A 26,668-nucleotide genomic window follows, 5' to 3' on the forward strand; every position below is an offset into this window, starting at 1 on the left:
AAATGTATCAGAGGTCCTTTTTCTTTTTATCGTGAACTAATTAGCCATTTTTATAAAGCTCACTTTCAAAATATTTATTGACTGCATATTCTACTAATACACTGAACATTCCTATTATTGGAATAAAAAATAATATACCTATAAACCCAAAATATGAGGTGCATATGACAACTCCTAAAATAATGATAGTTGGATGTATATGAACTTTTTTTCCTATTAATAAAGGCACTAATATGCTTGAGTCTATTAATTGACCAACACTAAATAATAGCAAGACAGCAGTACTTTCAAACCATCCACTAAATTGAGTAATGGCGCTCAAAAATCCGATAATAGTGTATAATAATGGCCCTATATAGGGTATAAATGTTAATGTTCCTGATAAAATTCCAATAGCTACAGAATGCTTCAGCCCAATTATGCTAAGGCCCACGGAGTAAAAGATCATCATGACTATACATACGTTTAACTGTCCCTTTAGGTAATTAGATATAATGAAATCTACTTTGGAAAAATAACCTGCAGCTTTTTCTCTGTAAAGAATGGGAATTAGTTTATTAGCCTTTTCTACAATTGCAGGCCAATCACGTAATACATAAAAAAACACCACAAGCGTAATAGCTATTAATGATACCATGTAAATCAAATTAAAGCTTGAATTTAGCACTTGAATTATAAGATTACTGCCCATGCTAAGAGCATTTATAAAATAAGATATATAATCACTGTAATTTTCTACTAGATTTTTAGACAAGTGATCAAATAAACTATCTTCAGTTTTTATATTAAGAAATTCTAGCACAGAAGGAATCACTTTAAGCTTTAATGAAGGTATCTTATTCACTAAGAAATTTAATATTAAAGTAATTTGAAAATATATAATAGGTAAAACAAATGTGATAACTAATATAAAAGCTATCAATAAGGTAAGTATTATAAAAACTACAGAACATGAACGTGGTATTCTATATTTTTCAAACTTGGTTACTAGCGGGTTAAATAGATGTGCAACAAAAACAGATATTAGACACGGAACAATCATAGGACGCATCAAAAATAATGCCCCTATTATGAAAAGCAGTACACAACAAATAGTTATATGACGTTTTTGCATGTGTTTAGAATAGTTAATTTACCGAAAAATATACAGTTTTTTGTAAGTACTATCTATTCATTATTTTATTAGGCATGAGATCAGCCAAATTTTCACTCAATTGCCAACTAGATAAAACTCCGTTATGCGGGTTATCTGTAAAGCCTCTCAGATTAACGATCTTAATCGAATTTCTATTTAACAATAGATCATCTACTGCCTTTGCCAATTGTACAGGATATGGTATTAAGGTGTCTCTTTCATGATTAATGACTACTATTGGTATATTATCATTTTGTAGCTTTTGTATATTGCTTACTATATCAAAATCTAAATTTAGGACCTTAAGCATCTTTTTCAATAAGCATGAGGGCAGTACACTTAAAATTTTTGCTTGAGGAATTGGAAAATGCTTTATTGCATTATGAAAAGAGCTGAAAGTGCTAGTAAAAATAACGCCTCCAAGTTTAATATTTTTGTCTGTAAAATATTTTAATACTTCTGATGCAACTGCTCCTCCAAAGGAATGGCCGAAAAGTATGATGTTTTCAGGTTTTACACCCTTGTCCATTAATTCATTGATTTTTTTTATCGAAGACTGAGATAAGCTTTTATTCTTATTTATAAATGGAATCATGAGTATTGATATAGACAAAAAAGTGCAAATCAAAGCTGCTAATATTGCTGAATTCGCTGTCCTAGACGTCATTGGGTTGGTAAATAATATCAGAGCGGGTGATAATATGGATATTCCTAAAAATAAGAAACTAGCTATTGCGTAAGTTATATAGTTTTGAAATGCAATTGGGTATTTATGTGCATGAGTGTAGAAATTAGACCTATGGAGATATGTAGATCTATCTTGTATATACCTGGACGCATTTTTATAATTATCACCTATTCCATGAAAAAATATAAGATGTATCTCATTTTCTTTATTATACTTAGCAACGTGCATTATTTCCCTCTAACATATATTACACCTAGTAAAAGAATATTCTTTTTTGAGAATTGGATCAAACTTTTTTAAAATGCTAGATAACTTGTATTAACAACGAAAATGATAAGCATGTACACTAACAGACTTGAGGAATACAAGATAGCAGCATTAATAGTTGCAGCAGGAGTAGGCAGTAGATGCAATGCCAAAATCCCTAAACAGTATATAAAACTGGCAGGTAAGTCTGTTTTATTTCACACAATTAGAAAATTCTTAGCTAATCAGTACATAAGTTACATAAGAGTGGTAGTAAATGAAAGTCAAAAAGATTTCTATAAAGAAGTTACGTCATCAACTATAGATACTAAATTGCTGAGTCCAGTATGTGGAGAAAAAAGCAGGCAGAGTTCAGTTAAACTTGGACTGGAGAGTTTGCAAAAGATCAATCCAGATTTTGTTATTATACATGATGCTTGTAGGCCTTTTGTATCAAATATTCTAATAAATAACTTGATTGAATCTATGATTAATGGTCAATATACAGGAGTAGTTCCAGCAATAGAAGTCGAGGATACTATATCGTTGGTGAGTAATAATTTCGTTGAATCTACGATTTCAAGAGAAAAACTTAGAGCCATACAAACCCCTCAAATTTTTAATTTCAGAGAATTATTATCGTGCCATCAGTCAGTCAAAGAATTTACTGATGATTCATCACTAATGGTGGAGCATAAAAAACATGTTGCGATTATTGAAGGTGAGAAAAAGAATTTTAAGTTAACTACAAAAGAGGATATCAATATGGCAAAACTTCTCTTTGGAGAGCCAAAATTCCGTGTCGGAACCGGTTATGATATACATAAATTTGTTAAAATTCAAAATGATGCTAAGAGCTTTATAAAAATTTGCGGTGTGGAAATTGAGCATAATATGGCAATAGAGGCACATTCCGATGGTGATGTTGCAATACATGCAATCGTTGATGCAATACTCGGAGCACTAGGATGTGGCGATATAGGAGAACATTTTCCTCCTAATTCCTCTAAATGGAAGGATTGCAATTCATCTCATTTTCTTGACTTTGCTGCTAAAAAAGCACAGGAAAAAGGATATAGCGTGTCTAATTTAGATATTACTATAGTTTGTGAAGAGCCTAAAATATCGCCTTACAAAGCAGGAATGAAGGAATTCATATCAAAAATATTAGAAATTAATGATGAATTCGTAAATATCAAAGCAACCACAGCGGAAAAATTAGGTTCTATTGGAAGAAATGAGGGAATAGCAACGTATGCTTCTGTGCTATTGCGTGCAAATTTTTATTGAAGGTAGAAACGAAATAACTTACTTGACAAACTCCACCATTTCACTTCCATTGCAAGGAAAGTGGGAAGGTTTGTCAAGAAATTTCTATGAGCTACTTTCGACATTAATAGCTGATTCAAGTCTTCTATTCAAAATTTTCAATATAAAATCCAATTCATTTGAGTTGTTATAACGTATCATGACTTTACCCTTAGAATTACTGTCATTAATTTTGATCTTTAAACCAAGCTGAGAAGATATAGCTCCTTCTAATGCTGCCATATCTTGATTTTTAGTACAATTATGCTCTTTTCGGTCGTTATTTTGTTGTAAGTCTTTTATCAATTTTTCAGTTTGTCTAACGCTCAGGCCCTGAGAAACTATTCTTTCTGCAATACTTTCCGCATTTTCAACATTAATCAATGCTCTTGCATGACCCATAGACAATTTTTTCTCGTTGATCATTGTTTTTACTCCATTAGGGAGTGACAGCATTCGTATCATATTGGTTATGTGACTGCGGCTTTTACCTAAAGTTAAGGCTAATTCTTCGTGTGTATAGGAGAATTCATCTATTAGTTTTCTGTACGCCTCACCTTCTTCTATTGGATTAATATCTTGCCTCTGTATGTTTTCAATTATCGATACTTCTAAGCATTCCTTGTCATTTAAATCTTTTATGATAACCGGCACACTATCAAGATTTATGACCTTACTTGCTCGCCAACGACGTTCCCCTGCTACTATTTCATAACCTTCATTATTTGGATCTTTGCGCACCACAACAGGTTGTATTATACCATTTTTCTCTATCGAACCTGCAAGTTCTTTTAATGACTCCTCATCAAAATATTTTCTCGGCTGAAATTTGCTCGGGTGTAGTAATGAAATAGGTAACCGATCTTCTTTATTACCATAATTATCGCCTATGAGGCCAGCAAGACCTCTACCTAAGCGCCTATTGTCCTTCACGCTGCACCCTCACTTATCAGCTTTTTCTCTTTACAGATGCTCATGTGTTTCTTTAAAATTTCTTTTGCCAAACTTATATATGCTTGTGCACCAGGACACTTAAGATCATATACAATAGCAGGTTTTCCATGAGAAGGCGCTTCTGATAACCGTACGTTACGTGGAATAATGGTCTCATACAATGGGATGATAGTTTTATATACTTTATCATTTAAATACTGGCAAATATCATTTTTTATCTGCTCACTAAGTTTGTTGCGTCTGTCATACATTGTGAGCAATATTCCTTCTATTGCCAGGAAAGGGTTTAGGTTATTTCTTTTTATCAGCTCTACAGTCTTAACTAAATGGCTCAATCCTTCCAGAGCGAAAAATTCACACTGAAGAGGAACAATAATAGAGTTAGCAGCGGTCAAAGCATTGATAGTAAGCAGACCAAGTGATGGAGGGCAGTCGATGATTATGTACTCATAATTATCACGCACTTTCTCTAGAGTGTCTTTTAGTACGAATTTTCCCTGCTCAAGTTGTGATAGCTCAATTTCTGCAGCTGATAAGTCAACCACTGATGAAATCAGCGATAGATTTGGAATTTCCTTTATATTGAAAATTGCCGATTCCACCAATTCACTTTCGCTGCTCAGCAGTATTTTATATATATTTTTTTCTTCCCTGCTACGATAAGAAATCCCAAGTCCTGTACTAGCATTTCCTTGAGGGTCAAGATCTACCAGTAAAGTACTTTTTCCCACAGCAGCAAAGGCTGTTGATAAATTTATACTAGTTGTAGTTTTACCAACTCCACCCTTTTGATTTACTATTGCAATGATCTTGCTCACGCCTTTTATCTTATGTATAAAATAACTCTATTGTATATATGCAAGAAATTTTTGCATTAGAAAAATTTTTTTGTTGCCAATCATGCTCAAAGTAAACTGCCTTTTTTTGTCTTGTGTAACACACTTTGAACCTTATTTCCTAACTCATTCAGAGTAAATGGTTTGGGTAAAAAATGGAAGTCTTCTATATTGATTTCATCGCTCTTTAAAAAAGCATCCTCTGTATACCCAGAAATAAAAATAACTTTGATGTTTGGCCTATGTATCAATGTTTCTTTAACTATTTCTGGACCACTCACCTCTGGCATGATTACATCAGTGATTATTAGATCTATGTGTTGATTTTTTTTTCTAATGATCTCTAGTGCCTCGCTGCCTATACTCGCTTCTATTACATTAAATCCTTTTCTTGTAAGAGCCTTAGCAGTAAATTCCCTTACTGAATCTTCATCTTCAATTAATAAAATTATACCATTACCTTTAATCTCTACCGGTTTCTCTATTTCTTTACTATCTTCCTCTTTATCATTTTCATCCGATATGTAAACTATGGGCAAAAATATGCTAAATTTAGTTCCATGATTCACTTTGCTAGCAACATAGATGTATCCTTCGGTTTGTTTAATAATGCCATATACAGTAGAGAGGCCAAGACCTGTACCAGAAGTAATATCTTTGGTAGAAAAAAATGGATCAAATGCCTTTTCAATTATATCACTCGTCATTCCACATCCAGTATCAATCACTTCAATCACAACATAATTCCCATGTTCAATCGTTTCCTTATCTGGAGAAAACATATCCTGAGGTGTAGAATTTAATGAATCAACCTTTTGATTAAAGGTTCGTATAGTTAACTCTCCCCCCTTTTCCATAGCAGCACCAGCATTAACTGCTAAGTTAAGCATAACTTGCTCTAATTGTCCTTGGTCAGCCCTAACAGCACCCAAATCGCTACCATAATAAATATTAAATTTTATATTTTCACCTATTAATCTTTTGATCATTTCATAAAGATTAGCTATCGTACCATTTACATTAATAATCTTTGGCTGCAAAGTCTGTCTTCTTGAAAAAGCAAGCAGTTGTCTTACTAAATTTGACCCACGTTTTGCATTTTGCTGTATCTGTATTATATCTCCAAAAGATGGATCGCTAGCTGAGTGCTGGAGTAAAAGCAAATCACAAAATCCTATTATTCCGGTTAATATATTATTGAAATCATGTGCAATACCACCTGCTAATTGCCCTATAGCTTGCACCTTTTGATAATGCTCAAGTTTTATCTCTAGTTTTTTACGTTCAGTATTATCAATAAAATAACAAAGTATGAACATCACTTTATTATGAAGAAACTTATTAAAATATATTTTCATGTTATTACCGCCATTGAGCTGCACATCAAAGGACGCATTATTTATCCTATTACTTGAAAAATATTCACGCACTTTCATATGATAACCATCTGATATCAATGCAAAGATAGAACCATTATTTGACCCCGCAAGTTTTACTAATGCTATATTTTTCTTTATAAAATTGCCATTTATGTCGCATTGTGCAATAGCAATTGACGAATTTGTAAAACAAGGGTGTAGTTGATAATCAACAATATTTGATTCAGTTGGTGTTATAAAGCCGTGTATATAGCTATGATTGTATTTATCACAAAATATAGCAGTACTCATATAAGCCTTAAATGGAGCACCGCTTATAGTAAAAAACATAATTTCATTTTTGGTTATTGTATCGTCATACTTAGATTGAGATATAAAATCATTGATTGAGCTACCTTTTTCCAATTTTTTTAGTTCAAACATGTCTAAAAATCTTTTATTTACAGATAAGATACCTCCTTTTGTATTTGCAACGTAAGTTGCTATATTGTGTTTCTCTATCAACTCTTCATATACCTGCTCTTTGTTTACCTGTGTTGCCTTCAGTACAAAATACCCATTCGGTCTTGCTATTGGGGCTAATGATAAATTTAAAGTCTTATTACTATTTATAGCAATTTGTGGATTATCCGGTATTGGTTCAGAGAGCAAAAGAAAGTTAGATATTCTACTCTTCTTGCTTAAGGAAATGCATACTTTTACAGAAGTGTTATTTCTTAACGCATGATAGAGTGATTTTCTGTCTTTTTCTGACACATCTCCTGCTTCAAGGATTTTATCTAGCGTAACATCATCGTTTATGTGATCTTTAAACCTTTCGTAGAACCTCGCATCAGCATAAATAATACCCTCATCTTTATGTAAAATGAGACAAAACTCTGTATTATGATTCAGCGCATTTGCAAATATTGCATTTTGAAACTCTATGATATTAAGTAGATACTTGTAACGTTTTATATTATATGCCACAAAGAGAGTCATTAGAATGCTAATTAATAAATTAATCTCTATATTAACATGCTGACTATATACATTAGAAAAATAGAGTACTGATATTGCTATTGGAGGTAAGAACATAATGACTGCCATCACAATAATTGACATCCCATAATTTCTTAGTATGAAGTCAACTCTGTTCTCTTTTTTGTTATCTATGTATCTTTTACTCATTATTATTGCTTGGCATCCTTGCACATATAAAAATATTCTACTATATTGATTTAATTATTATAGATTTATTAACATCCTTGATAGGTAGTTACTATCCCAATCTAATTAATTCCTGTAAATATAGAGTAGAATAATATTAATAAGCCAACAGAAGGCATTATGGAAAAACAAAAGACACAAGCATTTGAATGGTTCTGCGCACTGAGAAACAAGATCACCGAATCTTTCTTATCAATTGAGTTACAGTCATTCACAGAACCAAAAATCGAAAAAAGAAAGTGGAACCGACCAGGTGGAGGAAGTGGTGAATCTACAATTATCTTTGGTAATATTTTTGAAAAAGTTGGAGTAAACGTTTCAAGAGTATACGGAAAGCTCTCAGACTCAGCCATTAATGAAATTCCTGGTGCAAGTGAAAGCAATGGAGAGTTTTGGGCAAGCGGTATATCTTTAGTGTCTCACATGCAATCTCCCCTTATCCCTGCAGCACATATGAACACAAGGCTGATATATACCTCAAAACAATGGTTTGGTGGAGGAATGGACTTTACTCCAATTTATAAAGATGAGGGAGATTGCAAGTATATTCACGAATCAATTAAAGCAACTTGCGATGAGTTCAACATCGAATATTATCCGAAATTTAAAAAGCAATGTGATGATTACTTTTTTTTACAACATAGAAAAGAGCCACGTGGTATTGGTGGAATTTTTTATGACAATCTAACTTCTGGCAAATGGAAAAATGATTTTGAGTTCACAAAAGCAGTAGGTGAAGCCTTTTTAGAAATTTACTTACACATCATACACAAACATATGCAAAAATCTTGGACAAAAGAACAACGAGAAGAACAATTGATAAAACGTGGCAGATATGTGGAGTTCAATCTTCTTTATGATCGTGGTACAAGGTTTGGTTTAATGACTAATGGTAACCCCGATGCAATTATGATGTCGATGCCGCCTCTTGTCAAGTGGGTGTGAAAAGCGGTTATTAATATAAAATAAATCGTTATAGTTTAAAATTGTACCACAATGGTGAGCTTTTATATAGAGGGGTACAATCATGGGTATAGTAGATAGTTTTTTAATTAAATCCGCTAGAAATAGCAATATAAGAGGCGTGAGGCTAGCTTTAAGTCTTCATAATATAGTAAACAGCTTTGAAAAACTCTTTTCTAGAATTAATCCTTTTAGGAACAAGGGGTCATTTGACTTGAATAATGATCAAACTTTAAATCGAGCTTTAGAGTATGCAGTAACAAATCTTGATCATAATGTAATGACGTTACTTATTAGTGCTGGAGCAAATATTAATGAAATAAATAATAGTATAGGAAATGTAATCCTTCAATACAAAATAGCATCAGAAGCTATGCAGTACGGAGATAAGGACAGTCTCAAAGATCGTAAAGAAAAATGTTGTTTAGTGCTTGGTGAGCTAATAAAAAAAGAAAGAAAAGAAATATTGGAGATTTTGAAACAAACGGAAAGTTGTGACAAGCTTAAAGAGGAAGTAGAGCTAAAATTTAAGGCCAACTCACCTAAAAAACCTCCTAGAATTTTTGAGCATGATGATATTTTACTTTTAAAAGAGCCCATTTATGATGAGGTATATGACGCTAAGGTTAGTAACTCATTAGAAGAGTTGAGCGTATCGGAAGAATCCATTTATGCTGAAGTATATGATTTGCATAAAAGATCTACTGAAAATTTATCATTGAAAGATAGTGGTTATTCTAGTATATCAGGAGAACCTATTTATGAAGATGTAGATGATTTCTCAGAGCAAAAAAAGCCCACTAGCTTAAATCATAAAGAGCAACCAGAGCCTATTTATGCCAAAGTAGATTTATCGAAAAAGAGATCAGAAAGACAAGCAAAACATATAAAAGATAATTCTGGGACTTATCATGGATTAGTGCAGGATAAAGTGAATAATTTGCAAGTAAAACTAAATGAGCAAAGTGCTAATAAGCCAGCGAGTCAGCAAATCAAGACCAAGGCTGGCTTTAACGTAAAAGAAATAAGGCAAAATTTTGAGCGTAGAGATTCTGGATACGATTCTGGCTATGATTCAGATACAAAAGTTGAACAAAAATTAGATTTAGGATCTAAAGCTCCTAAATCTGAGATAGGTTCAGTAAGCATTGAACATGGGGTAATAGGAGGCTGTCGATATAAAATCACTGATATATCACTCTAACTGTGTGATTCAAAATAATTGAATTGACTTTATATGTATAATCGATATAACTCAGTTAGATTCAAGTCGACTCTTTCGTCTAGTGGTTAGGACACCACCCTTTCACGGTGGTAACACGGGTTCAAATCCCGTAAGAGTCACTCAAACAGAATGCAAATAACTAAAGTTTTGAATGAAAAAAATTAGGCTTTATGTTGAAGAAGCTTTATCACAAAATGTAAGTTTGGCTCTTCATCCACGACAAAGTCACTATATTTACAATGTAATGCGGCTTAAGAAGCATGATAACATCTATCTTTTTAATGGAAAGGATGGAGAATGGTTAGGAGAAGTAGTGAATATATCAAGTAAATCGACAAAAATTATAATAAAAGAACGCACTAAACAACAACAACATGAAAAAAATCTATATTTGTATTGTGCTCTGGTAAAAAGCGGCGCCTTAAGCAACATAGTAAGACAAGCAACTGAAATGGGAGTAACCTGCATTCAATTTATTTCAACAGAACGTACAGTAGTAAAAAACATTAACCTAAGTAGAGCGAAATTACAGGCAATTGAAGCTGCGGAACAATCCGGTAGGGCTTTGTTGCATAGCTAGTGTTGGTTGAGGTTATTGTAAGAAGAAAAGCTTTTTAATATATGGCTACTAACGCATTTTGTTGTAAAATAGGCATTTTTCAAACAAGTACAACTTATGCCACAAAAAATGAGAGTAAGTAACCAAAGAGAATATAACGAGTTTCTCAAAAAAAGAGGAAATGTTTTTCATTTTGTTAATCAAGCCATAGAAAATTGGTATGAAAATAGTCCAAAAGTTGCAGGTGGCAATAACACTTATAGTGATAAAGTTGTAATTTTAATACACATAATAGTTCATCTTTTTAGAATTGGCTTGAGACAAGCTGTAGGTTTTGTAAAAGGTTATATGGTACAAATAGGCAAAAAACTTAAGATTATCAGCTATACACAAGCTTCCAGAAGATTTAAAAAGCTTAATTTGAAGATTGATGACCATAGAAGCAATAAAGATGATCTGGAAAATGTTGAAATTGCCGTAGATAGCACTAGAGTTAGTATCTACAATAATAACGGTGGGCATAGTAAGCTTAATATTCGAAAAAGGAAATACAGTGGTTATGGTCAAGTAAGAAAATTACATGTTGTTTTAAACATAAATGATAAGAAAGCAATAAGCATGAACTACACTAGTGGTGTTGCTGTAGACTATTTGCCGGTCTGCGATATGTTAGAAGAAGTCAGTGATAAATATAACATTTGTTCTATTCGAGCAGATGCGGCTTATGATATAAAAAGTGTGTATAAAGAATGCAGAAAATACAATATTGTGCCTATTATTCGCCCTAGGAAGGATACTAAAATTTGTTTAGCTGACTACTTATCAGAAAGAAACAAGTATATTAGTAGAATTAGGTCATATGAGAATTATGAAGATGGTATTAATGAATGGAAGAAAAAAGTTAAGTATGGAGCACGGTCTTATATTGAAGTCTTTTTCTATAGGTTGAAGCAAATATTTGGGTTTGGCTTGAAAAATAAATCAGAGGTAAATCGTGAAAAAGAGCTGTTAATTAAGTGCTACTTATTGAACAAATTTACTGATATAGGTATGGCTAAATTTAAATTAGCTGCGTAAATTCACTGTGATTTACATGCCTATCAGTGCTATGCAACAAAGCCATCCGGTAGGACAAGTATACCACAGATTTTTCTTCCTATTAATTTTTGTGAATTATCCGATTCCCAGAATAAAAATTTTGTTTTGTGTGATGAAACAGGTGAAGGACAACCTCCTAATAAAGTTCTAAAAGGCAAGAAAAACGTTGCTATTATTGTTGGCCCCGAAGGTGGTTTTTCATCTTACGAACTTGATTCTACCAATAAATTTTGTCAGAAACTGAGTCTAGGAAAAAGAATTTTGAGAGTTGATACTGCTGTAGTTGCTGCATTAACCTTCACCAATTGGTATAGCTAGATTTTTTAATATGGCTAGTGCAACTTGACACTCTATATAAAGAAATCTGCATTATATTTTTCCTAAAAGAAATAAATGAAACTTGCATTTTTCCGAACTATCGATACTCTTAGTAAAGAAGTCGGGGCGTAGCGCAGCCTGGTAGCGCATTTGGTTTGGGACCAAAGGGTCGGGAGTTCAAATCTCTCCGCCCCGAGATTAGAAAAATTACAAGAGCACTGTAACCTAAAAGCAATTTTTATCAGCAAGTAAATGATTGACAGCAGAATGAAGCTTTTTTCATATAAATCACTGCATATCATATTCTATCGCTCAAGTTTATAAAATAATTGACAATGTTAATTTTCTAATTTATAAATGGATTTTGAAGTGATTACCGAAGGAGGTATAGAGTTTGATTGAAGTATCAGTCCATTATGGTGATGTAGATAGAGCTCTTCCAGTGTTGAGAAAAATAATTCAAAAGGAAGGAAGAGGGCTCAAAATGAAAAAAAAATATCACGAAAAGAAATCAGAGAAAACAGCTAAAAAAAAAGCTGAAGCAAGGAAAAAGAGGTATCAGCAAGAATGCAGAAGACAGCGTTATGGTTGGTAGTTTTTACTAAGGTTAATAATTAGTTATCTTATGAATATTCATGAATATCAAGCAAAGGAAATTTTACACAAGTTTAATGTCCCGGTACCAAAGGGTTTTGTTGCTACATCTGCAGAAGGAGTAGAAACTCAAATAAATCAACTAAAATCTGACGTGTTTGTGGTTAAAGCTCAGATTCATGCAGGTGGTAGGGGTAAGGCTGGTGGCGTAAAGCTAGCAAAGTCAACTAAAGAAGCTCAACAACTTGTAAAGGACATGCTTGGCATAACTTTAGTTACTCATCAAACAGGGCCTAGTGGACAGCAGGTAAGAAGAGTATACATTGAGGAAGGTTCAAGCATTAAAAAAGAGTACTATTTGAGTCTAGTAGTTGATCCAAAGCTCAGTAGGTTAGTATTTATATTTTCCTCAGAAGGTGGAATGGATATTGAAGAAGTGGCAAAAAATTCTCCTACAAAAATTGTGAAATTTGATATTGACCCTGCTACTGGTTTTACAAATCTTGATAACAGTAAACTTGCCAATAATTTTAATTTGAATTCAGAACAAATAGAAAGAATAACAAATATTGCAAAAAATATATATGATGCGTTTATTACAACTGATGCAAGCCAAATAGAAATTAACCCACTAGTTGAAACAAATTCCGGGGATTTTGTTGCACTTGATGCTAAAATTAATTTTGATGACAACGCTTTATATCGTCATCCAGAAATCGTGCAGCTTCGTGATTATGATGAAGAAGTTAAAGAAGAGATAGAAGCTTCAAAACATGGACTTAGTTACATCAAAATGGATGGCAATATTGGTTGCATGGTGAACGGTGCAGGTCTTGCTATGGCAACAATGGATATAATAAAGTACTATGGAGCAGAGCCTGCTAACTTTCTAGATGTTGGTGGTGGAGCAAATAAGGAAACTGTCACTGAAGCATTTAAAATTATATTATCTGATAGTAATGTACAAGGAATTTTGGTTAATATATTTGGCGGTATAATGCGTTGTGATATCATTGCAAATGGAATAGTTGAAGCTGCAAAAGAAATAGATATTAAGGTCCCTTTAGTGGTTAGATTATCAGGCACTAACTTTAAAGAAGGAAAAAGAATTTTAGAAGAGTCAGGGCTAAATATTATTGCTGCAGACGAACTTGACGAGGCTGCACAGAAAATAGTACAAGAGGTGAAGTAGAGTATGTCTGTTTTAGTAAATAAAGATACAAGATTAATATGCCAGGGCTTTACTGGTGCACAAGGTACATTTCATTCAGAACAAGCAATTAGCTATGGAACCAAAATGGTTGGCGGTGTAACTCCTAGCAAGGGTGGAAGCACTCACCTTAATTTACCAGTTTTTAATACCGTAGCAGAAGCTAAAGAAAAAACTGATGTGAATGCTACTGTGATATATGTACCTGCTAAATTTGCAGCTGATGCAATACTTGAGGCAATAGATGCAGAGATAGAATTAATAGTTTGCATCACAGAGGGCATTCCTATACTTGACATGGTAAAGGTAAAGCACGCTCTCGCTGGTTCAAACAGTCGATTGATTGGCCCAAACTGTCCAGGGGTTATTACACCCGAAGAATGCAAAATAGGAATTATGCCAGGACATATTCACAGACGTGGACATATAGGAATTATGTCTCGTTCTGGAACTTTAACTTATGAAGCGGTAGCACAAACAACCGCTGTTGGTCTTGGTCAGTCAACATGTATAGGAATTGGAGGGGATCCTGTTCATGGTATGACGTTTGTTGACTGTATGGAGCTCTTTTTAAAAGATGACGATACTCATGGTATTGTAGTTATTGGTGAAATAGGTGGAAACGAAGAAGAGGATGTATCACATTTTGTGAAAACAGAAAAAACTAAAAAGCCAATCGTTGGTTTTGTAGCAGGTCAAACAGCACCTCCAGGAAGACGTATGGGGCACGCTGGGGCTATTATCTCCTCTAGTGGCGGAAGTGCTGGTGCAAAGTTAGAGGTTATGCGCAGTGCTGGGATTGCGATTGCAGAAACCCCTGCTGTGATTGGTAAAAAGGTGTTAGAAGTAATGAGTGTCAGTGCCTAGCCTAGGTCATAAAAACCCTATATCCCCAGTCATCAGTATATTTTTTGACCACTCAATCAGTAACTGACCTCCTGGTAAATGCACTGAAGTTTGTTTAGTAGCCAAACACTTACGAAGTATAGATGCAACAAATGCTGCACAAGCCGCACTACCACATGAAGCAGTAATACCTGTTCCTCTTTCCCAAACTCTTAAGTTTATTTCTCCAGATTTTTCTATTTGTGCAATACTAACATTTGTTTTCTGAGGAAATAATTCGTGATTTTCTAGCTTTGGTCCTAAATTCTGCAATGGTATTTCGCTTATGTTATCAACAAAAAAAACTATATGAGGGTTACCAATATTTACTGCAACTGGCTCTTTCAGCATTTCAAGCTCTATAGGTAGATAAAGGGGATCGCATTCACAAGAAAGAGGAATTTCATTCCATTTAAGCAGTGGTTTACCCATATTGACCTTTATTGATTTATCACCTACTTTAAAACATTCTAAGATACGATTATTTATCAGCTCAATAGTGATATATTCAGTACCTTTTTCTAACATTATCAAATATCCAACACAGCGTGCTGCGTTTCCACACATTTCAGCTCGACTACCGTCAGCATTGTAGATATGCATAAAGCAGTTTGCAGCATTAGACATTGTTATAATTATCACTTGATCACAACTGCCTTGATCAGCAATTTGTCTATAATTCCAGTCTAAATTATTTGCTGAACGTGAGTCTATGATAACAAAACTATTGCCAGTACCATGCATCTTTACAAACGGGATCTTGTCTGTTAGGTTACTTACCATTATAGCAAAATTATATAAGTGAAAATTTTTCTTCTAATTACAGCTGTTTTGTATTCTATAGTTTTCTGTAATGTGAGTGCTAAGTCAATACCGGAGAACAGCAAAATGCTCTTTTGGCAAACTGGAGTTAGAAAGGGAGCAAATGTTTTCAATAGAAAAGTTGATAGTGACTTAATCAAAGCAGCAAAGGAATACAAAATTGGTTTTATTCGTCTTGCTCCTGACAAATTTGAAACTACGCAACGTGACTTCCTCTTAGGCAATGCAGACAATTATCCGGGCCTGATTTCCAAAGACCTGAAAGTTCTGAAAGATGTTTTAGATGCTTTTCATCAACAAAAAATACCAGTAGTGTTAACGATGCTTAGCTTACCTGGATCTAGATGGAAGCAAAATAATAACGATAAAGATGATTTACGTTTATGGTCAGATCAAGCTTTTCAAAAACAAGCAGCAAAATTTTGGCAAGATCTTGCAAGAGAACTTAAGGACCATCCTGCCATTGTTGGATATAATATCTTAAATGAACCACATCCAGAAAGGCTTTATAATACTAACAATTCTGCCATTCATAATGTAGAACAAAGTCGAATTCAGAAAGATTTATTTAGGTTTTATAGCAGCATGGTATATAGCATCCGCCGAATTGACCTAAAAACCCCTATCATACTGGACAGCGCCGGACAGATAAAACCTGTCAAACCAAAAAGAAACTTCCTAGCTGAGTGTATAGCAAATTTTATGTATAATTTTGTAGAGAAGAGCTTTTTGCAGTTATAGCCGAACTGTGCAATGGTGCCTTAAGTGCCCGTAGGACAGCGTGGCTTTGGAGGAACGGTCGAACCACTGATGGAGCCTTTTGGGCTACCTCGATTAGAAGAATGTATAACTCAACCGTCCCAAGCTTAAGCACTTCTCAATTATGGATTATTATATAATGGAGATTAAAAATGGCAAAGTTCAAAAGTAAATTAGAGATCTAATGCAGCAGGAATCGATGTTGGCTCGGCTGTACATTATGTATGTGTACCCGAAGGAAGCGATGAACAACGTATACAAAAATTTAGCTGCTTTACGTAAGATCTCTACAACATAGCAAAATGGTTGAAAAAATGTAAAGTTAATACAGTAGCCATGGAGTCAACAGGAGTGTACTGGATTCCTTTGTTTCAAGTACTTGAATCACACGGATTTGAAGTAAAACTGGTAAACGCAAAACATGTTAAAAATGTACCTGGGAGAAAATCAGATGTGCAAATGGATTCAACAACTACACAGTTACGGGTTACTCCAAGGGTCATTTAGGCCAGATGATCAAATGTGTGTATTGCGTAGTTATGTTCGGCAACGTAAAAATTTAATTGAAAATGCTTCTACACATACTTTGCGTATGCAAAAAGCGCTAACACAAATGAATATTCAACTACATAAAGTTATAAGCGATACAACTGGTGTAACTGGAATGCAAATTATTAAAGCAATAATAGATGGTGAGAATAATCCTGAAAAATTGGCTGAACTAAGAGATGGACGAATAAAAAGTGATAAATCTGTTATTGCAAAAGCATTAGCAGGAAACTATAGAAAAGAACACCTATTTACATTAAAGCAAGAATTTGAGCTATATAATATTTATCAGGAAAAAGTAGCAGAATGTGACAGGAGCATTTAAGAATATTATAAAACATTTGAGACAAAGTCTGATGAGAGTAAAAAGTTAGGTGAAGAGAAAAATAAGCACAGAAAAAGTAAACCAAACTTTGCTTTGCATGAAGAATTATATCGAGTAACTGGTATAGATTTTACCAAAATTCCTGGATTGGATATACTATAGCTCTTTTCATAATAGTCCGAAAAGCTTATAGAAAAGCGGAATCAACAGCATGACGAAAAGATGTGAATAGAGGACTAGCTCTGTTTTTTATAGCAAACCAATGATGCTCAATTTTGTTAAAATCGGGAGAATAAGGCGGTAGATATAAAATTTCTGCGCCAACTCCTTTAGCAAATCTTATTAGACTTATGAAAAGTAGCATTATCAAGGATAACAGTTTGTCCAGGTTTCAAAATCGGTGTCAGAAACTGCTCAAACCATTTATTAAAGATATCCATATTACAGTGGCCTTCAAATGTTAACGGAACAACTATTTTTCTGCCGTTTAAGGCTGCAATCATACTGATTCGTTGAATTTTTTTACCAGATTTTAGAGCATAAAACCTCTGTCCCTTCTGGCAATATCCATAACTCGGTGTCCAGACTCATCTATATAAACTAAGTTTTGAGGTTCTTTTGTTGCTATAATTTTCAAAAATTCAGCGCGTTTTTCTTCGTTTCTTTCTTTGTATCCATATGTCTTTTTTTGCGTGTGAGTCCAATTTTTTTAAGAGCTCGATGGATCGTTGGGATACTAACATTGCTCCAAAGCTTAGCCATTTCCGATACCACCATATTTTTTAGCAAATTCAGTAAATTTATTCCAGTCAGTAATTTTGTGATTATAACCTCCATTTCCAAGTTTTTTTGACTGAAAATCTCCTGTTTCTTTTCTTCTTTGCTGCCACTCCCATAACGTAGTTCTTCCAATTTTAAATCTTGCTGCCACCGTTTCCCTGCTCTCTCCTTCTTCTAGTGCTTCCATTGCTTTTTTTATAACTATATGCTGCTGGCATCCTTACCTTCACTACTATAAAACCTTATTTTACCTCGTTTGGACTATTATGAAAAGAGCTATACTTACCAGATAATCCTATTTTTAAGGTATTGAGAGAGGGGTGGTCAAAGTAAGTTAACTAGTTTTTGGCCACTCATCATAAAAAAATATTTCTTCTATTGGTCTTCTTTTCTTCTTACTTGTTTCAGCGCCATCTTCTTCGTAACCAACCGCTATCACTGACATTACATTAAAATCATCGGATATGTTGAATTTTTCTACTATTTTATCTCTATCAAATCCACCCATTTGATGAGCCATTAAGTTCATAGCTGCAGCCTGTAGCATAAGTGCATAATTTGCTGCACCAGTATCGTGATTAGCCCAAAAATTTTCACCTTTGTCAGATTTACGGAAATTCTTAGCGCTTAGAGATATAATTAGTATTTGTGCATCTTTTGCCCACTTTTGATTAGATTCATCAAGGCAATTTAGCAGCTTTTCCCATGCGCTTTGATTGTTCTGTTTGTTGCATATTACGTATCTCCAGGGTTCATCACCAAAACATGAGGGAGTCAGCCTTACAGCTTCCATTAAAATATCCATGTCTTCCTGAGATATTGCTCTTGTAGGATCGTATGAACGTCCGCTGTGTCTTGCTTTCATCAACGATAATAGATCTTGTTTACTCATCATTTTTAATTTAATAGTGCATAAATAATTCATTGTAGCACAATATGAGCAAAATTTAAATTGCAAAACCTCTCATACACATATATGACATTTAATAAGTTATTTTTATTGGGAAAGTATGTTTATAACACAATCTAGCAGCAGATCAACACTGGCTGAAATATTGTCTTGCGTTTTACTTTTATTCTTGATGGCTCAAATAAGCATACCATTGCAGCCTGTGCCTATCACATTGCAAACTTTAGGAGTAATGCTTATTGGGCTTAAATTTAACCGCAGAACAGCATTCTATTCTGTGCTTACATATCTATCACTTGGTGCAGCAGGATTGCCTGTTTTTGCGAATTTTTCTGGTGGTTATCACATTTTTCTCGGGCCAACAGGTGGATATTTGATTGGCTGTTTAGTTGCTGTTGTAGTAATGAGCAGAGTAAATGAATTACTGAACTCTAAATATAAATCATTTATGTGTAATTCTTTAAGTTGTCTGGCGGGTACAGTCGTAATCTTTATTTGTGGTATTAGTTGGCTTACTATTTACGTGGGTCTGAAACAAGCAATAATGGTAGGTGTTTTACCATTCATCCTTCCTGGTTTGGTAAAAATTTTTCTACTTGTAGCAGCTTTGCAGTATTTGAAAAAGTGATAAGGTTTCGTCCTCATCATTTTATGTGCACTCTTGCATTTCAAGGGTATGGATATTCTCAGAGCTTTGTAGAAAATTACAAAAAGATAGCAAGTAAAGTAATTAGTGATCCTAATACTAAAATCGAAGTAGTTGATAATCTTGACACTATTTGTAGTGTTTGCCCAAACCAGACTAAACAAGGTAAATGTACCACACAAGCTAAAGTTTTAGAGCTAGATAGAAGGCATATGGAAATTTTAGGAATAAAAATTGGCGAGATTTTGACCTGGAGTAAAGCAGTAAAAAGAATTAGAAAGAAAATGTCTTTAGAGAAATTTGACTACGCATGTGAGGAGTGTAATTGGCAACCATATGGAATCTGTAGAAGTGCTCTTTTAACTCATTCTAAATAGTATCTGCCAATTAATAATATCTTTATTATTATATTAGATAAGTAATTTAGCATTTATGAATTTGTAATGTGTTGCGTATAGTTCAAAGAAATAAGATTTACTGGTTACGCGCTGCAGCCAATGCCACAACACTAGGATCTATGTTTGTCTGCATGTTAATTTGCGTTGTGATTTTATGGAGGTCTTCTGTTACCTATGCTAGTGAAAATTTGGAGATACAGAAGGTCTTTGATAGTGTTGTCAAGCATATAAAAGCTGATAAAAAATATAAAGATCTTGATGTTCTCGAGAGAAAAAGTGACAAATTTAATATCAAAATTTCGCAGAATTCTGGCAAGAATTTTGACATATACTCTATTTTAAAAAAAGCAAAAGATTCCTTTGAGTTAGGAGATAGTGAAACAGCTACTTCTCTCCTCAATCAGATTATCGCAAGATTTCCTTATCATGAAAGTGCTTTAATTGGACTAGGGAATATCTATTACGCTAACAAAGAATTTAAAAAAGCTGTAGAGATTTACACAAGACTGTTAAAAGAATATCCTAGCAACCCTTATGTATTAAAGAATTTTCTGACGATAATCTCACAATATGATCCTAATTTAGCATTGAGTGAAATGTTGAAATTGTATGATACACTCAGAAATAGCGCCCCTTTATCAGCAAATTTAGGTTTGATCTATATGAAAAAAGGGGATTACGTAAAAGCTAAAGAATATATGAAAGCAGCAATTTCTTTAGATCAAAACAATATTTTTTATACCTATAATTTAGCTGTTATTCTAGATAAGCTCTCAGATTTTAAAAATGCCACAGCATGTTATTCAAAGTTGTTGAACATGTCAAAAAATGCAAGTGAAAGAATACCTTTATACAAGGTAGCAGCAAGGCTAAAATTTATACAACTCCATAGTGCGTACCCAGCGATTCCATAAGAGTTGCTTGTATCGCTATTTTTGTTTACAACAACAACATTGAACTATAGAATTATATCTAGAGGGGCAATTAGCTCAGCTGGTAGAGCATCTCGTTTACACCGAGGAGGTCGGCAGTTCAAGTCTGTCATTGCCCATTAGCCTAGTTGAATATTAATATTACAATTATTTCAATCAAAGTATAGAAAATGCAAGACAACATAGTACCAGTTTCAATAGTGAAAGAGCTAGAGGATTCTTATCTCTCCTACGCAATGAGTGTGATCATAAGTCGAGCTATACCTGATGTGCGAGATGGATTTAAACCTGTTCATAGGCGCATATTATACGCAATGTCGAGGGCTGGGTTCGATGCCGGTAAACCGTATAAAAAAGCAGCTCGTATAGTCGGGGATGTAATGGGAAAATATCACCCACATGGTGACATGGCTATCTATGACTCCTTGGTCAGGATGGCTCAAGATTTTTCTCTTCTTTTACCACTTATTGATGGGCAAGGTAACTTTGGTTCGATAGATGGAGATCCGCCAGCTTCAATGCGATATACAGAAGCAAGGCTCCACAGAGTGTCGCATTTTTTACTAAATGATATTGACGAAGATACAGTTGATTTTAGGCCAAACTATGATGGAAATGAAACAGAGCCTGTTGTACTGCCTGCAGAATTTCCGAATCTATTGGTAAATGGTGCAAGCGGTGTTGCAGTTGGTATGGCAACCAATATTCCTTCTCACAACCTTGGAGAAATAATAGATGCTTGTATGTTATATATAGATAATCCTGAAGTTACTTTGGATGAGTTACTTGAAGTGATGCCAGGACCGGATTTCCCAACTGGGGGAACGATTCTTGGAAGGTCTGGAATAAGATCAGCATTTGCAACGGGTCGTGGATCAATTGTTGTGCAAGGCAAGACTCACATGGAAGACCTGTCACAAGATAGGCAAGCAATAGTGATTGATGAAATACCTTACCAGGTAAATAAAGTAAAATTAATTGAGAAGATAGGTGAGCTTGTAAAAGAAAAAAGAATTGATGGCATAACAGAAATTAGGGATGAATCTGATAAGTCTGGTATTAGGGTAGTAATTGACCTCAGAAGAAATGCTGAAGCAAGTTTTATACTTAATCAAATATTGGGACTAACTCCACTAAGAAGTAGTTTTAGTGTTAACACTTTAGTCCTCAACAACAACAGGCCTGCTTTGATGTCGTTGAAAGAAATTATAGCTGCTTTTATTGATTTTAGAAAAGAAGTATTAATCAGGAGAACAGAGTTTCGTCTAAGAAAAACGAGGGAAAAAGCTCATATATATATAGGGCTCTACATTGCGGTCTTGAGCATAGATGAAGTGATAAAAATCATCCGTGGTGCAAAAGATCCTGCGGAAGCAAGTAGAGAACTTTTAAATAAAGAATGGAAAACTTCAGCTGAGATAAACACAATTATTGGATTAATCTCAGACAGCACAAGCTTTTTGAAAGACGGAGTGTATAGATTAACTGAGCTGCAAACGAAAGCTATTCTTGACATGAAATTGCAACGTTTAACAGGCCTTGAAAAAGACAAATTAGAAGCTGAGCTAAGTTCAATGATCAACCTGATAAAAGAATATATCGCTTTTCTTGGCTCAGGAGAGAAGTTGATGAAAGAAATAAAAAACAATCTACAAGAAATAAAGAACAGATTTACTGTGCCGCGAAAAACTTCAATAGAGGAATCAGATACGGACATTGAAGCTGAAGATCTAATTCCACAAGAGGATATGGTGATAACCGTAACTATGAATGGTTATATCAAGCGTGTGAAGCTTTCTCATTATAGAACTCAGCGTCGTGGTGGAAAAGGAAAGCTAGGACAAGGATTAAAAGAAGAGGATGTAACCACAAAATTATTTGTTGGGAATACCCACACTAGCCTTTTATTCTTTTCTAATATTGGCCGAGTCTATAGATTAAAAGTTTATAAGTTACCTATTGCAGAGCCAACTGCACGTGGAAGAGCACTTGTTAATATATTCCCGCTTAGCGATGGTGAAACTATAACTAATATAATGCCATTACCAAGTGAAAATGACGAAAATCAAAACATAGTTTTTGCTACTGCTCATGGGAACATAAGGCGCAACTCTTTAGCAGATTTTCACTATATTCCAAGCAATGGAAAAATAGCAATCAAGCTCGATGAAGGAGATAAGTTAATATCAGTTAAAGTATGCAATGAAATTGATCATGTTTTTCTTTCAACAAGATTCGGCAAAAGTATCAGATTTGTTGTAAGTGATGTGCGTCAATTTAAAAGTCGCAATTCAGATGGCGTAAGAGGTATCAGACTTGCAAAGAATGACAGCGTGATATCTATGACCATATTAAATGGGATAGGTGTAGCAACAGAAACAAAAGAACTTTACTTAAAAGTTCCACTTGCAAAAAGACTGGGGACTGCAATTAATAACTCCATTGATTCTAAATTGGAAAAGACTTTGAATGATTTAGGAATAGATAACAAACTGTTCTTAAAACTTGCAATGAATGAGGAGTTCATATTAACTATTACTGAAAATGGCTTTGGTAAAAGAACTTCTGCGTACGAGTATAGGGTAACAAATAGAGGTGGTGTTGGTATTACAAATATCCTTACTACCGACAGAAACGGTAATGTTGTTGCTAGCTTTCCAGTTGAACAGGGTGACAATATCATGCTTATTACAGATAAAGGAAAGTTAATTCGTATTTCAGTAAATGATATCAGAATTGCAGGACGTAGCACTCAAGGAGTCACTCTGTTTAAAACAGAGAGTAGAGAAAAGGTGGTGTCAGTAGCGAAAGTTGAGGATCCCGATTCCACTGAAGATAGTATTTCCGAAATTGACAACTCTGTTTCTTCTTAACTGTATAGCAAAGGTTAAACAAATAGTGCAAATTTCTATTGATTAATCTATAATATTTAAATTAAAATATATGTCTATGTTCAAGTAGAGATTGATGGATAAGAAGTTAACTAAAAATAAAAAATCATTGACGAATGAGAAGAATAAAAAAACATCTCTTGTTAAAGATTTTGCCAAAAATAAGAGTAGAAGAGATTTTATCACATTAACTACGTGTGCCATGGCAGGTATAGGAGCTGCAAGCGGTCTTTGGCCATTGGTTAAGTCTATGAATCCTTCTGCTGAGGTTTTAGCGATGTCTACGGTTGAGGTTAATCTATCTGATATTCAAGAAGGACAAGGAAAAAAGGTAAAATGGCAAGGTAAGCCAGTATTTATCCGCAAGCGCACAAAACAAGAGATTGAGGCTGCAAGAGCCATAAATGCAGAAAATTTGAGAGATCCTGAATCAGATGAAAAAAGAGTATACAAAGGAAAAGATGAATGGTTAATTATGATTGGAATATGCACCCATCTTGGATGTGTACCAGTTGATCACGCTACAAAAGACGGCAACGGTTGGTTCTGCCCTTGTCACGGTTCATATTATGACACATCAGGCCGAGTAATTGGCGGTCCTGCACCAAAGAACATGGCTATACCTGACTACTTTTTTCCAAGTGAAAATATTGTAGTAATTGGCAAGAAGGCTTAACGGATTTTCATAATTAAAGTAATAAAAGTATATTGCATTTCAAGAAGCACACTGACTTCATAGGCAAAGCTCTTGAAGTCTATCAAGCTAATTTTATACTATGCACATATTCGGGTGATAATTAAGAAACTTGCCTGCCAAATTTTCAGAGTTGACAGCTAAATTTAAAACTTGTTCCTTTGCGTCAGAAAAATTCTGACTAACTTGCTTAAAGTTATTTTCTAACTCTTCGAGGATGGAGCTGAAATTAAAAAAACTTTTCTGCATTTTATCAAGATTTTGAGTTATATAGCTTAATATAGCTCTTTTCATAATAGTCCGAAAAGCTTATAGAAAAGCGGAATCAACAGCATGACGAAAAGATGTGAATAGAGGACTAGCTCTGTTTTTTATAGCAAACCAATGATGCTCAATTTTGTTAAAATCGGGAGAATAAGGCGGTAGATATAAAATTTCTGCGCCAACTCCTTTAGCAAATCTTATTAGACTTATGAAAAGTAGCATTATCAAGGATAACAGTTTGTCCAGGTTTCAAAATCGGTGTCAGAAACTGCTCAAACCATTTATTAAAGATATCCATATTACAGTGGCCTTCAAATGTTAACGGAACAACTATTTTTCTGCCGTTTAAGGCTGCAATCATACTGATTCGTTGAATTTTTTTACCAGATTTTAGAGCATAAAACCTCTGTCCCTTCTGGCAATATCCATAACTCGGTGTCCAGACTCATCTATATAAACTAAGTTTTGAGGTTCTTTTGTTGCTATAATTTTCAAAAATTCAGCGCGTTTTTCTTCGTTTCTTTCTTTGTATCCATATGTCTTTTTTTGCGTGTGAGTCCAATTTTTTTAAGAGCTCGATGGATCGTTGGGATACTAACATTGCTCCAAAGCTTAGCCATTTCCGATACCACCATATTTTTTAGCAAATTCAGTAAATTTATTCCAGTCAGTAATTTTGTGATTATAACCTCCATTTCCAAGTTTTTTTGACTGAAAATCTCCTGTTTCTTTTCTTCTTTGCTGCCACTCCCATAACGTAGTTCTTCCAATTTTAAATCTTGCTGCCACCGTTTCCCTGCTCTCTCCTTCTTCTAGTGCTTCCATTGCTTTTTTTATAACTATATGCTGCTGGCATCCTTACCTTCACTACTATAAAACCTTATTTTACCTCGTTTGGACTATTATGAAAAGAGCTATAACTAAGAAGGTGGCCCACTAAATGCTTCTATGTGGAGGGATTGTTTAAGAAGCTAATGCCTAAAGTAATATTTGGGATATGCAGACGTAAACACTTTAATTTGGAAGGTAAAGTTGTGAATAGTAGTGAATATGTTATGAGCCAACAAAATGTTAAGTATGAATGGAATTTGGCGCAAGCTTGAGAAATCTTCATTTAAGCTACAAAAACGAATTTACCGAGCTTCACAATGTAATGATATCAAGAAGATGCATAATCTTCAGAGGTTATTACTATAGCCCTTCCCATAATAGTCCAAAAAGGTCATAAGAAAGAAGAATCGACAGCATGACGAAAAGATTTGAATAAAGGAATGTTTTTCCTGGTTCTGTTTTTTATAGCAAACCAATAATGTTCAGTTTTGTTAAAATCTGGAGAATATGGAGGAAGATATAAAATTTCTGCACCAACTCCTTTAGCAAATCTTATTAGACTTATGAAAAGTAGCATTATCAAGGATAACAGTTTGTCCAGGTTCCAAAATCGGTGTCAGAAACTGCTCAAACCATTTATTAAAGATATCCATATTGCAGTGGCCTTCAAAGGTTAACGGAGCAATTATTTTTCTTCCACTTAAGGCTGCAACCATGCTAATTCGTTGAGTTTTCTTCCCAGATTTTAGGGCATAAAACCGCTGTCCTTTCTGGCAATACCCATAGGTTCAGTGTCCAGACTCATCTATATACACTAATTCTTTAGGTTCTTTTGTTGCTATAACCTTTGAAAATTGAGCTCGCTTTTCTTCATTTCTTTCTTTATATCCGTAGGTCTTTTTTTTCTTGTGAATCCTATATTTTTAAGTGCTCGATGAATTGTTTGTCTACTAATATTGCCCCAGCATCTCTGACTGAGTTTTGCCACCTTGCTCATTTGCAAATTCGGCAAATGCATTCCAGTCGGTAATTTTATGCCACGCTTCCAGGCTTTTTTGACTGAAAATCTCCCGTTTTCTCACGTCTTTTCTTCCACTCATATAAAGTTGTTTTTCCGATCTTAAATCTCTTGGCAACAGTTTCTCCACTCTCTCCTTCATCCAATGCTTCCATTACCTTTTTTCTTAAGTCATAACTATATGCTACTGGCATCCTTACCTTCCACTACTATCAATCCATATCTTACTCTTTTTGGACTAT

Annotated in this window: 22 protein-coding genes, 3 tRNA genes and 6 pseudogenes; 21 read left to right on the forward strand and 10 right to left on the reverse strand. The window is 34.3% G+C overall.

The genetic code is table 11. The features are described from left to right. Positions 1-40 precede the first annotated feature (40 nt). Together ONG75_RS07465 and ONG75_RS07935 are read right to left on the reverse strand one after the other, a co-directional pair. On the reverse strand, positions 41-1,114 hold the full coding sequence (locus ONG75_RS07465; RefSeq protein WP_264375194.1) for an AI-2E family transporter: 1,074 nt from the start codon (positions 1,112-1,114) through the stop codon (positions 41-43). 49 nt (positions 1,115-1,163) lie between these two features. After that, entirely contained in the window at positions 1,164-2,051 is an 888-nt protein-coding gene (locus tag ONG75_RS07935) for an alpha/beta hydrolase family protein (protein ID WP_236607922.1), read from the reverse strand. Positions 2,052-2,153: 102 nt separating this feature from the next. Here ONG75_RS07935 and ispD point away from each other — a divergent pair, with 102 nt between their 5' ends. Next, the gene (ispD, locus tag ONG75_RS07480; protein ID WP_264376150.1) at positions 2,154-3,359 is read left to right on the forward strand and encodes a 2-C-methyl-D-erythritol 4-phosphate cytidylyltransferase; all 1,206 of its coding nucleotides are present in this window, start codon (positions 2,154-2,156) and stop codon (positions 3,357-3,359) included. Between the two features lie 84 nt (positions 3,360-3,443). On the opposite strand, the gene ONG75_RS07485 is transcribed toward ispD, so the two are convergent. The 3 genes from ONG75_RS07485 to ONG75_RS07495 form a co-directional block, all read right to left on the reverse strand. Then, entirely contained in the window at positions 3,444-4,310 is an 867-nt protein-coding gene (locus ONG75_RS07485) for a ParB/RepB/Spo0J family partition protein (protein ID WP_264376151.1), read from the reverse strand. Continuing rightward, the gene (locus ONG75_RS07490) at positions 4,307-5,149 is read right to left on the reverse strand and encodes a ParA family protein (RefSeq protein WP_264376152.1); all 843 of its coding nucleotides are present in this window, start codon (positions 5,147-5,149) and stop codon (positions 4,307-4,309) included. Before ONG75_RS07490 ends, ONG75_RS07485 begins: the two co-directional genes overlap by 4 nt. An 86-nt stretch (positions 5,150-5,235) precedes the next feature. Beyond that, positions 5,236-7,716, reverse strand: coding sequence for a response regulator (locus ONG75_RS07495; protein ID WP_064085912.1), 2,481 nt, complete (start codon positions 7,714-7,716; stop codon positions 5,236-5,238). Positions 7,717-7,875: 159 nt separating this feature from the next. Here ONG75_RS07495 and hemF point away from each other — a divergent pair, with 159 nt between their 5' ends. The 10 genes and pseudogenes from hemF (at position 7,876) to sucD (ending at position 14,589) form a co-directional block, all read left to right on the forward strand. Beyond that, the gene (gene hemF, locus ONG75_RS07500; protein ID WP_264376153.1) at positions 7,876-8,700 is read left to right on the forward strand and encodes an oxygen-dependent coproporphyrinogen oxidase; all 825 of its coding nucleotides are present in this window, start codon (positions 7,876-7,878) and stop codon (positions 8,698-8,700) included. Positions 8,701-8,932: 232 nt separating this feature from the next. After that, positions 8,933-9,922 carry a hypothetical protein gene (locus ONG75_RS07505; protein ID WP_264376154.1) on the forward strand — a complete coding sequence of 330 codons (990 nt, stop codon included), beginning with the start codon at positions 8,933-8,935 and terminating at the stop codon, positions 9,920-9,922. A gap of 68 nt (positions 9,923-9,990) precedes the next feature. Beyond that, positions 9,991-10,062: transfer RNA gene (locus tag ONG75_RS07510), tRNA-Glu, on the forward strand. Positions 10,063-10,094: 32 nt separating this feature from the next. Further along, positions 10,095-10,505 (forward strand): annotated as a pseudogene (locus ONG75_RS07515) (RsmE family RNA methyltransferase); the annotation flags it as partial. Between the two features lie 114 nt (positions 10,506-10,619). Next, on the forward strand, positions 10,620-11,579 hold the full coding sequence (locus ONG75_RS07520; RefSeq protein ID WP_264375556.1) for an IS5 family transposase: 960 nt from the start codon (positions 10,620-10,622) through the stop codon (positions 11,577-11,579). Between the two features lie 33 nt (positions 11,580-11,612). After that, positions 11,613-11,918: pseudogene (locus tag ONG75_RS07525) on the forward strand (RsmE family RNA methyltransferase); the annotation flags it as partial. A gap of 122 nt (positions 11,919-12,040) precedes the next feature. Beyond that, a tRNA-Pro gene (locus ONG75_RS07530) sits at positions 12,041-12,114 on the forward strand. A gap of 198 nt (positions 12,115-12,312) precedes the next feature. Then, complete coding sequence (rpsU, locus tag ONG75_RS07535; protein ID WP_007302350.1) at positions 12,313-12,513, forward strand: 30S ribosomal protein S21; 201 nt, start codon at positions 12,313-12,315, stop codon at positions 12,511-12,513. A 30-nt stretch (positions 12,514-12,543) separates the two neighbouring features. Next, positions 12,544-13,704: an ADP-forming succinate--CoA ligase subunit beta gene (gene sucC / locus ONG75_RS07540; RefSeq protein WP_264376156.1), complete on the forward strand. Its 1,161-nt coding sequence runs from the start codon at positions 12,544-12,546 to the stop codon at positions 13,702-13,704. 3 nt (positions 13,705-13,707) lie between these two features. Next, the gene (sucD, locus tag ONG75_RS07545; protein WP_064085491.1) at positions 13,708-14,589 is read left to right on the forward strand and encodes a succinate--CoA ligase subunit alpha; all 882 of its coding nucleotides are present in this window, start codon (positions 13,708-13,710) and stop codon (positions 14,587-14,589) included. 6 nt (positions 14,590-14,595) lie between these two features. Here the strand turns inward: sucD and dapF are convergent, their stop codons facing one another. Next, positions 14,596-15,390, reverse strand: coding sequence for a diaminopimelate epimerase (dapF, locus tag ONG75_RS07550; RefSeq protein ID WP_010403976.1), 795 nt, complete (start codon positions 15,388-15,390; stop codon positions 14,596-14,598). A gap of 72 nt (positions 15,391-15,462) precedes the next feature. Here dapF and ONG75_RS07555 point away from each other — a divergent pair, with 72 nt between their 5' ends. After that, positions 15,463-16,170, forward strand: a complete 708-nt coding sequence (locus ONG75_RS07555) for a glycoside hydrolase family 5 protein (protein ID WP_264376157.1) — start codon at positions 15,463-15,465, stop codon at positions 16,168-16,170. A gap of 170 nt (positions 16,171-16,340) precedes the next feature. After that, positions 16,341-17,221 (forward strand): annotated as a pseudogene (locus tag ONG75_RS07560) (IS110 family RNA-guided transposase); the annotation flags it as partial. A gap of 28 nt (positions 17,222-17,249) precedes the next feature. Here the strand turns inward: ONG75_RS07560 and ONG75_RS07565 are convergent. Together ONG75_RS07565 and ONG75_RS07570 are read right to left on the reverse strand one after the other, a co-directional pair. Continuing rightward, positions 17,250-18,060: pseudogene (locus tag ONG75_RS07565) on the reverse strand (IS630 family transposase). Between the two features lie 116 nt (positions 18,061-18,176). After that, positions 18,177-18,767 carry a nitroreductase family protein gene (locus ONG75_RS07570; protein WP_010403959.1) on the reverse strand — a complete coding sequence of 197 codons (591 nt, stop codon included), beginning with the start codon at positions 18,765-18,767 and terminating at the stop codon, positions 18,177-18,179. An 85-nt stretch (positions 18,768-18,852) separates the two neighbouring features. Between ONG75_RS07570 and ONG75_RS07575 the strand changes: the two genes are divergently transcribed. From ONG75_RS07575 to petA, 6 genes are all read left to right on the forward strand, one after another. Next, positions 18,853-19,380 carry a biotin transporter BioY gene (locus ONG75_RS07575; protein ID WP_010403957.1) on the forward strand — a complete coding sequence of 176 codons (528 nt, stop codon included), beginning with the start codon at positions 18,853-18,855 and terminating at the stop codon, positions 19,378-19,380. Next, complete coding sequence (locus ONG75_RS07580) at positions 19,377-19,775, forward strand: DUF1284 domain-containing protein (RefSeq protein ID WP_064085958.1); 399 nt, start codon at positions 19,377-19,379, stop codon at positions 19,773-19,775. Before ONG75_RS07575 ends, ONG75_RS07580 begins: the two co-directional genes overlap by 4 nt. A gap of 68 nt (positions 19,776-19,843) precedes the next feature. Then, positions 19,844-20,710 carry a tetratricopeptide repeat protein gene (locus ONG75_RS07585; protein ID WP_264376159.1) on the forward strand — a complete coding sequence of 289 codons (867 nt, stop codon included), beginning with the start codon at positions 19,844-19,846 and terminating at the stop codon, positions 20,708-20,710. A gap of 64 nt (positions 20,711-20,774) precedes the next feature. Beyond that, a tRNA-Val gene (locus tag ONG75_RS07590) sits at positions 20,775-20,847 on the forward strand. Between the two features lie 51 nt (positions 20,848-20,898). Beyond that, entirely contained in the window at positions 20,899-23,601 is a 2,703-nt protein-coding gene (gyrA, locus tag ONG75_RS07595) for a DNA topoisomerase (ATP-hydrolyzing) subunit A (RefSeq protein ID WP_264376160.1), read from the forward strand. Positions 23,602-23,695: 94 nt separating this feature from the next. After that, positions 23,696-24,295: a ubiquinol-cytochrome c reductase iron-sulfur subunit gene (gene petA, locus ONG75_RS07600; RefSeq protein WP_006014178.1), complete on the forward strand. Its 600-nt coding sequence runs from the start codon at positions 23,696-23,698 to the stop codon at positions 24,293-24,295. Between the two features lie 327 nt (positions 24,296-24,622). Here the strand turns inward: petA and ONG75_RS07605 are convergent. Continuing rightward, positions 24,623-25,433 (reverse strand): annotated as a pseudogene (locus ONG75_RS07605) (IS630 family transposase). Between the two features lie 118 nt (positions 25,434-25,551). Here ONG75_RS07605 and ONG75_RS07610 point away from each other — a divergent pair. Then, positions 25,552-25,680, forward strand: coding sequence for a hypothetical protein (locus ONG75_RS07610; protein ID WP_264376161.1), 129 nt, complete (start codon positions 25,552-25,554; stop codon positions 25,678-25,680). Beyond that, positions 25,655-25,774: a reverse transcriptase N-terminal domain-containing protein gene (locus ONG75_RS07850; protein WP_395461312.1), complete on the forward strand. Its 120-nt coding sequence runs from the start codon at positions 25,655-25,657 to the stop codon at positions 25,772-25,774. The genes ONG75_RS07610 and ONG75_RS07850 overlap by 26 nt, the downstream gene beginning before the upstream one ends. A 25-nt stretch (positions 25,775-25,799) precedes the next feature. On the opposite strand, the pseudogene ONG75_RS07615 reads toward ONG75_RS07850, so the two are convergent. Then, positions 25,800-26,620, reverse strand: a pseudogene (locus ONG75_RS07615) (IS630 family transposase). Positions 26,621-26,668: the final 48 nt, after the last annotated feature.

Source organism: Wolbachia endosymbiont (group B) of Sphaerophoria taeniata (genome assembly GCF_947179355.1).
In the GTDB taxonomy this organism is placed as follows: domain Bacteria; phylum Pseudomonadota; class Alphaproteobacteria; order Rickettsiales; family Anaplasmataceae; genus Wolbachia.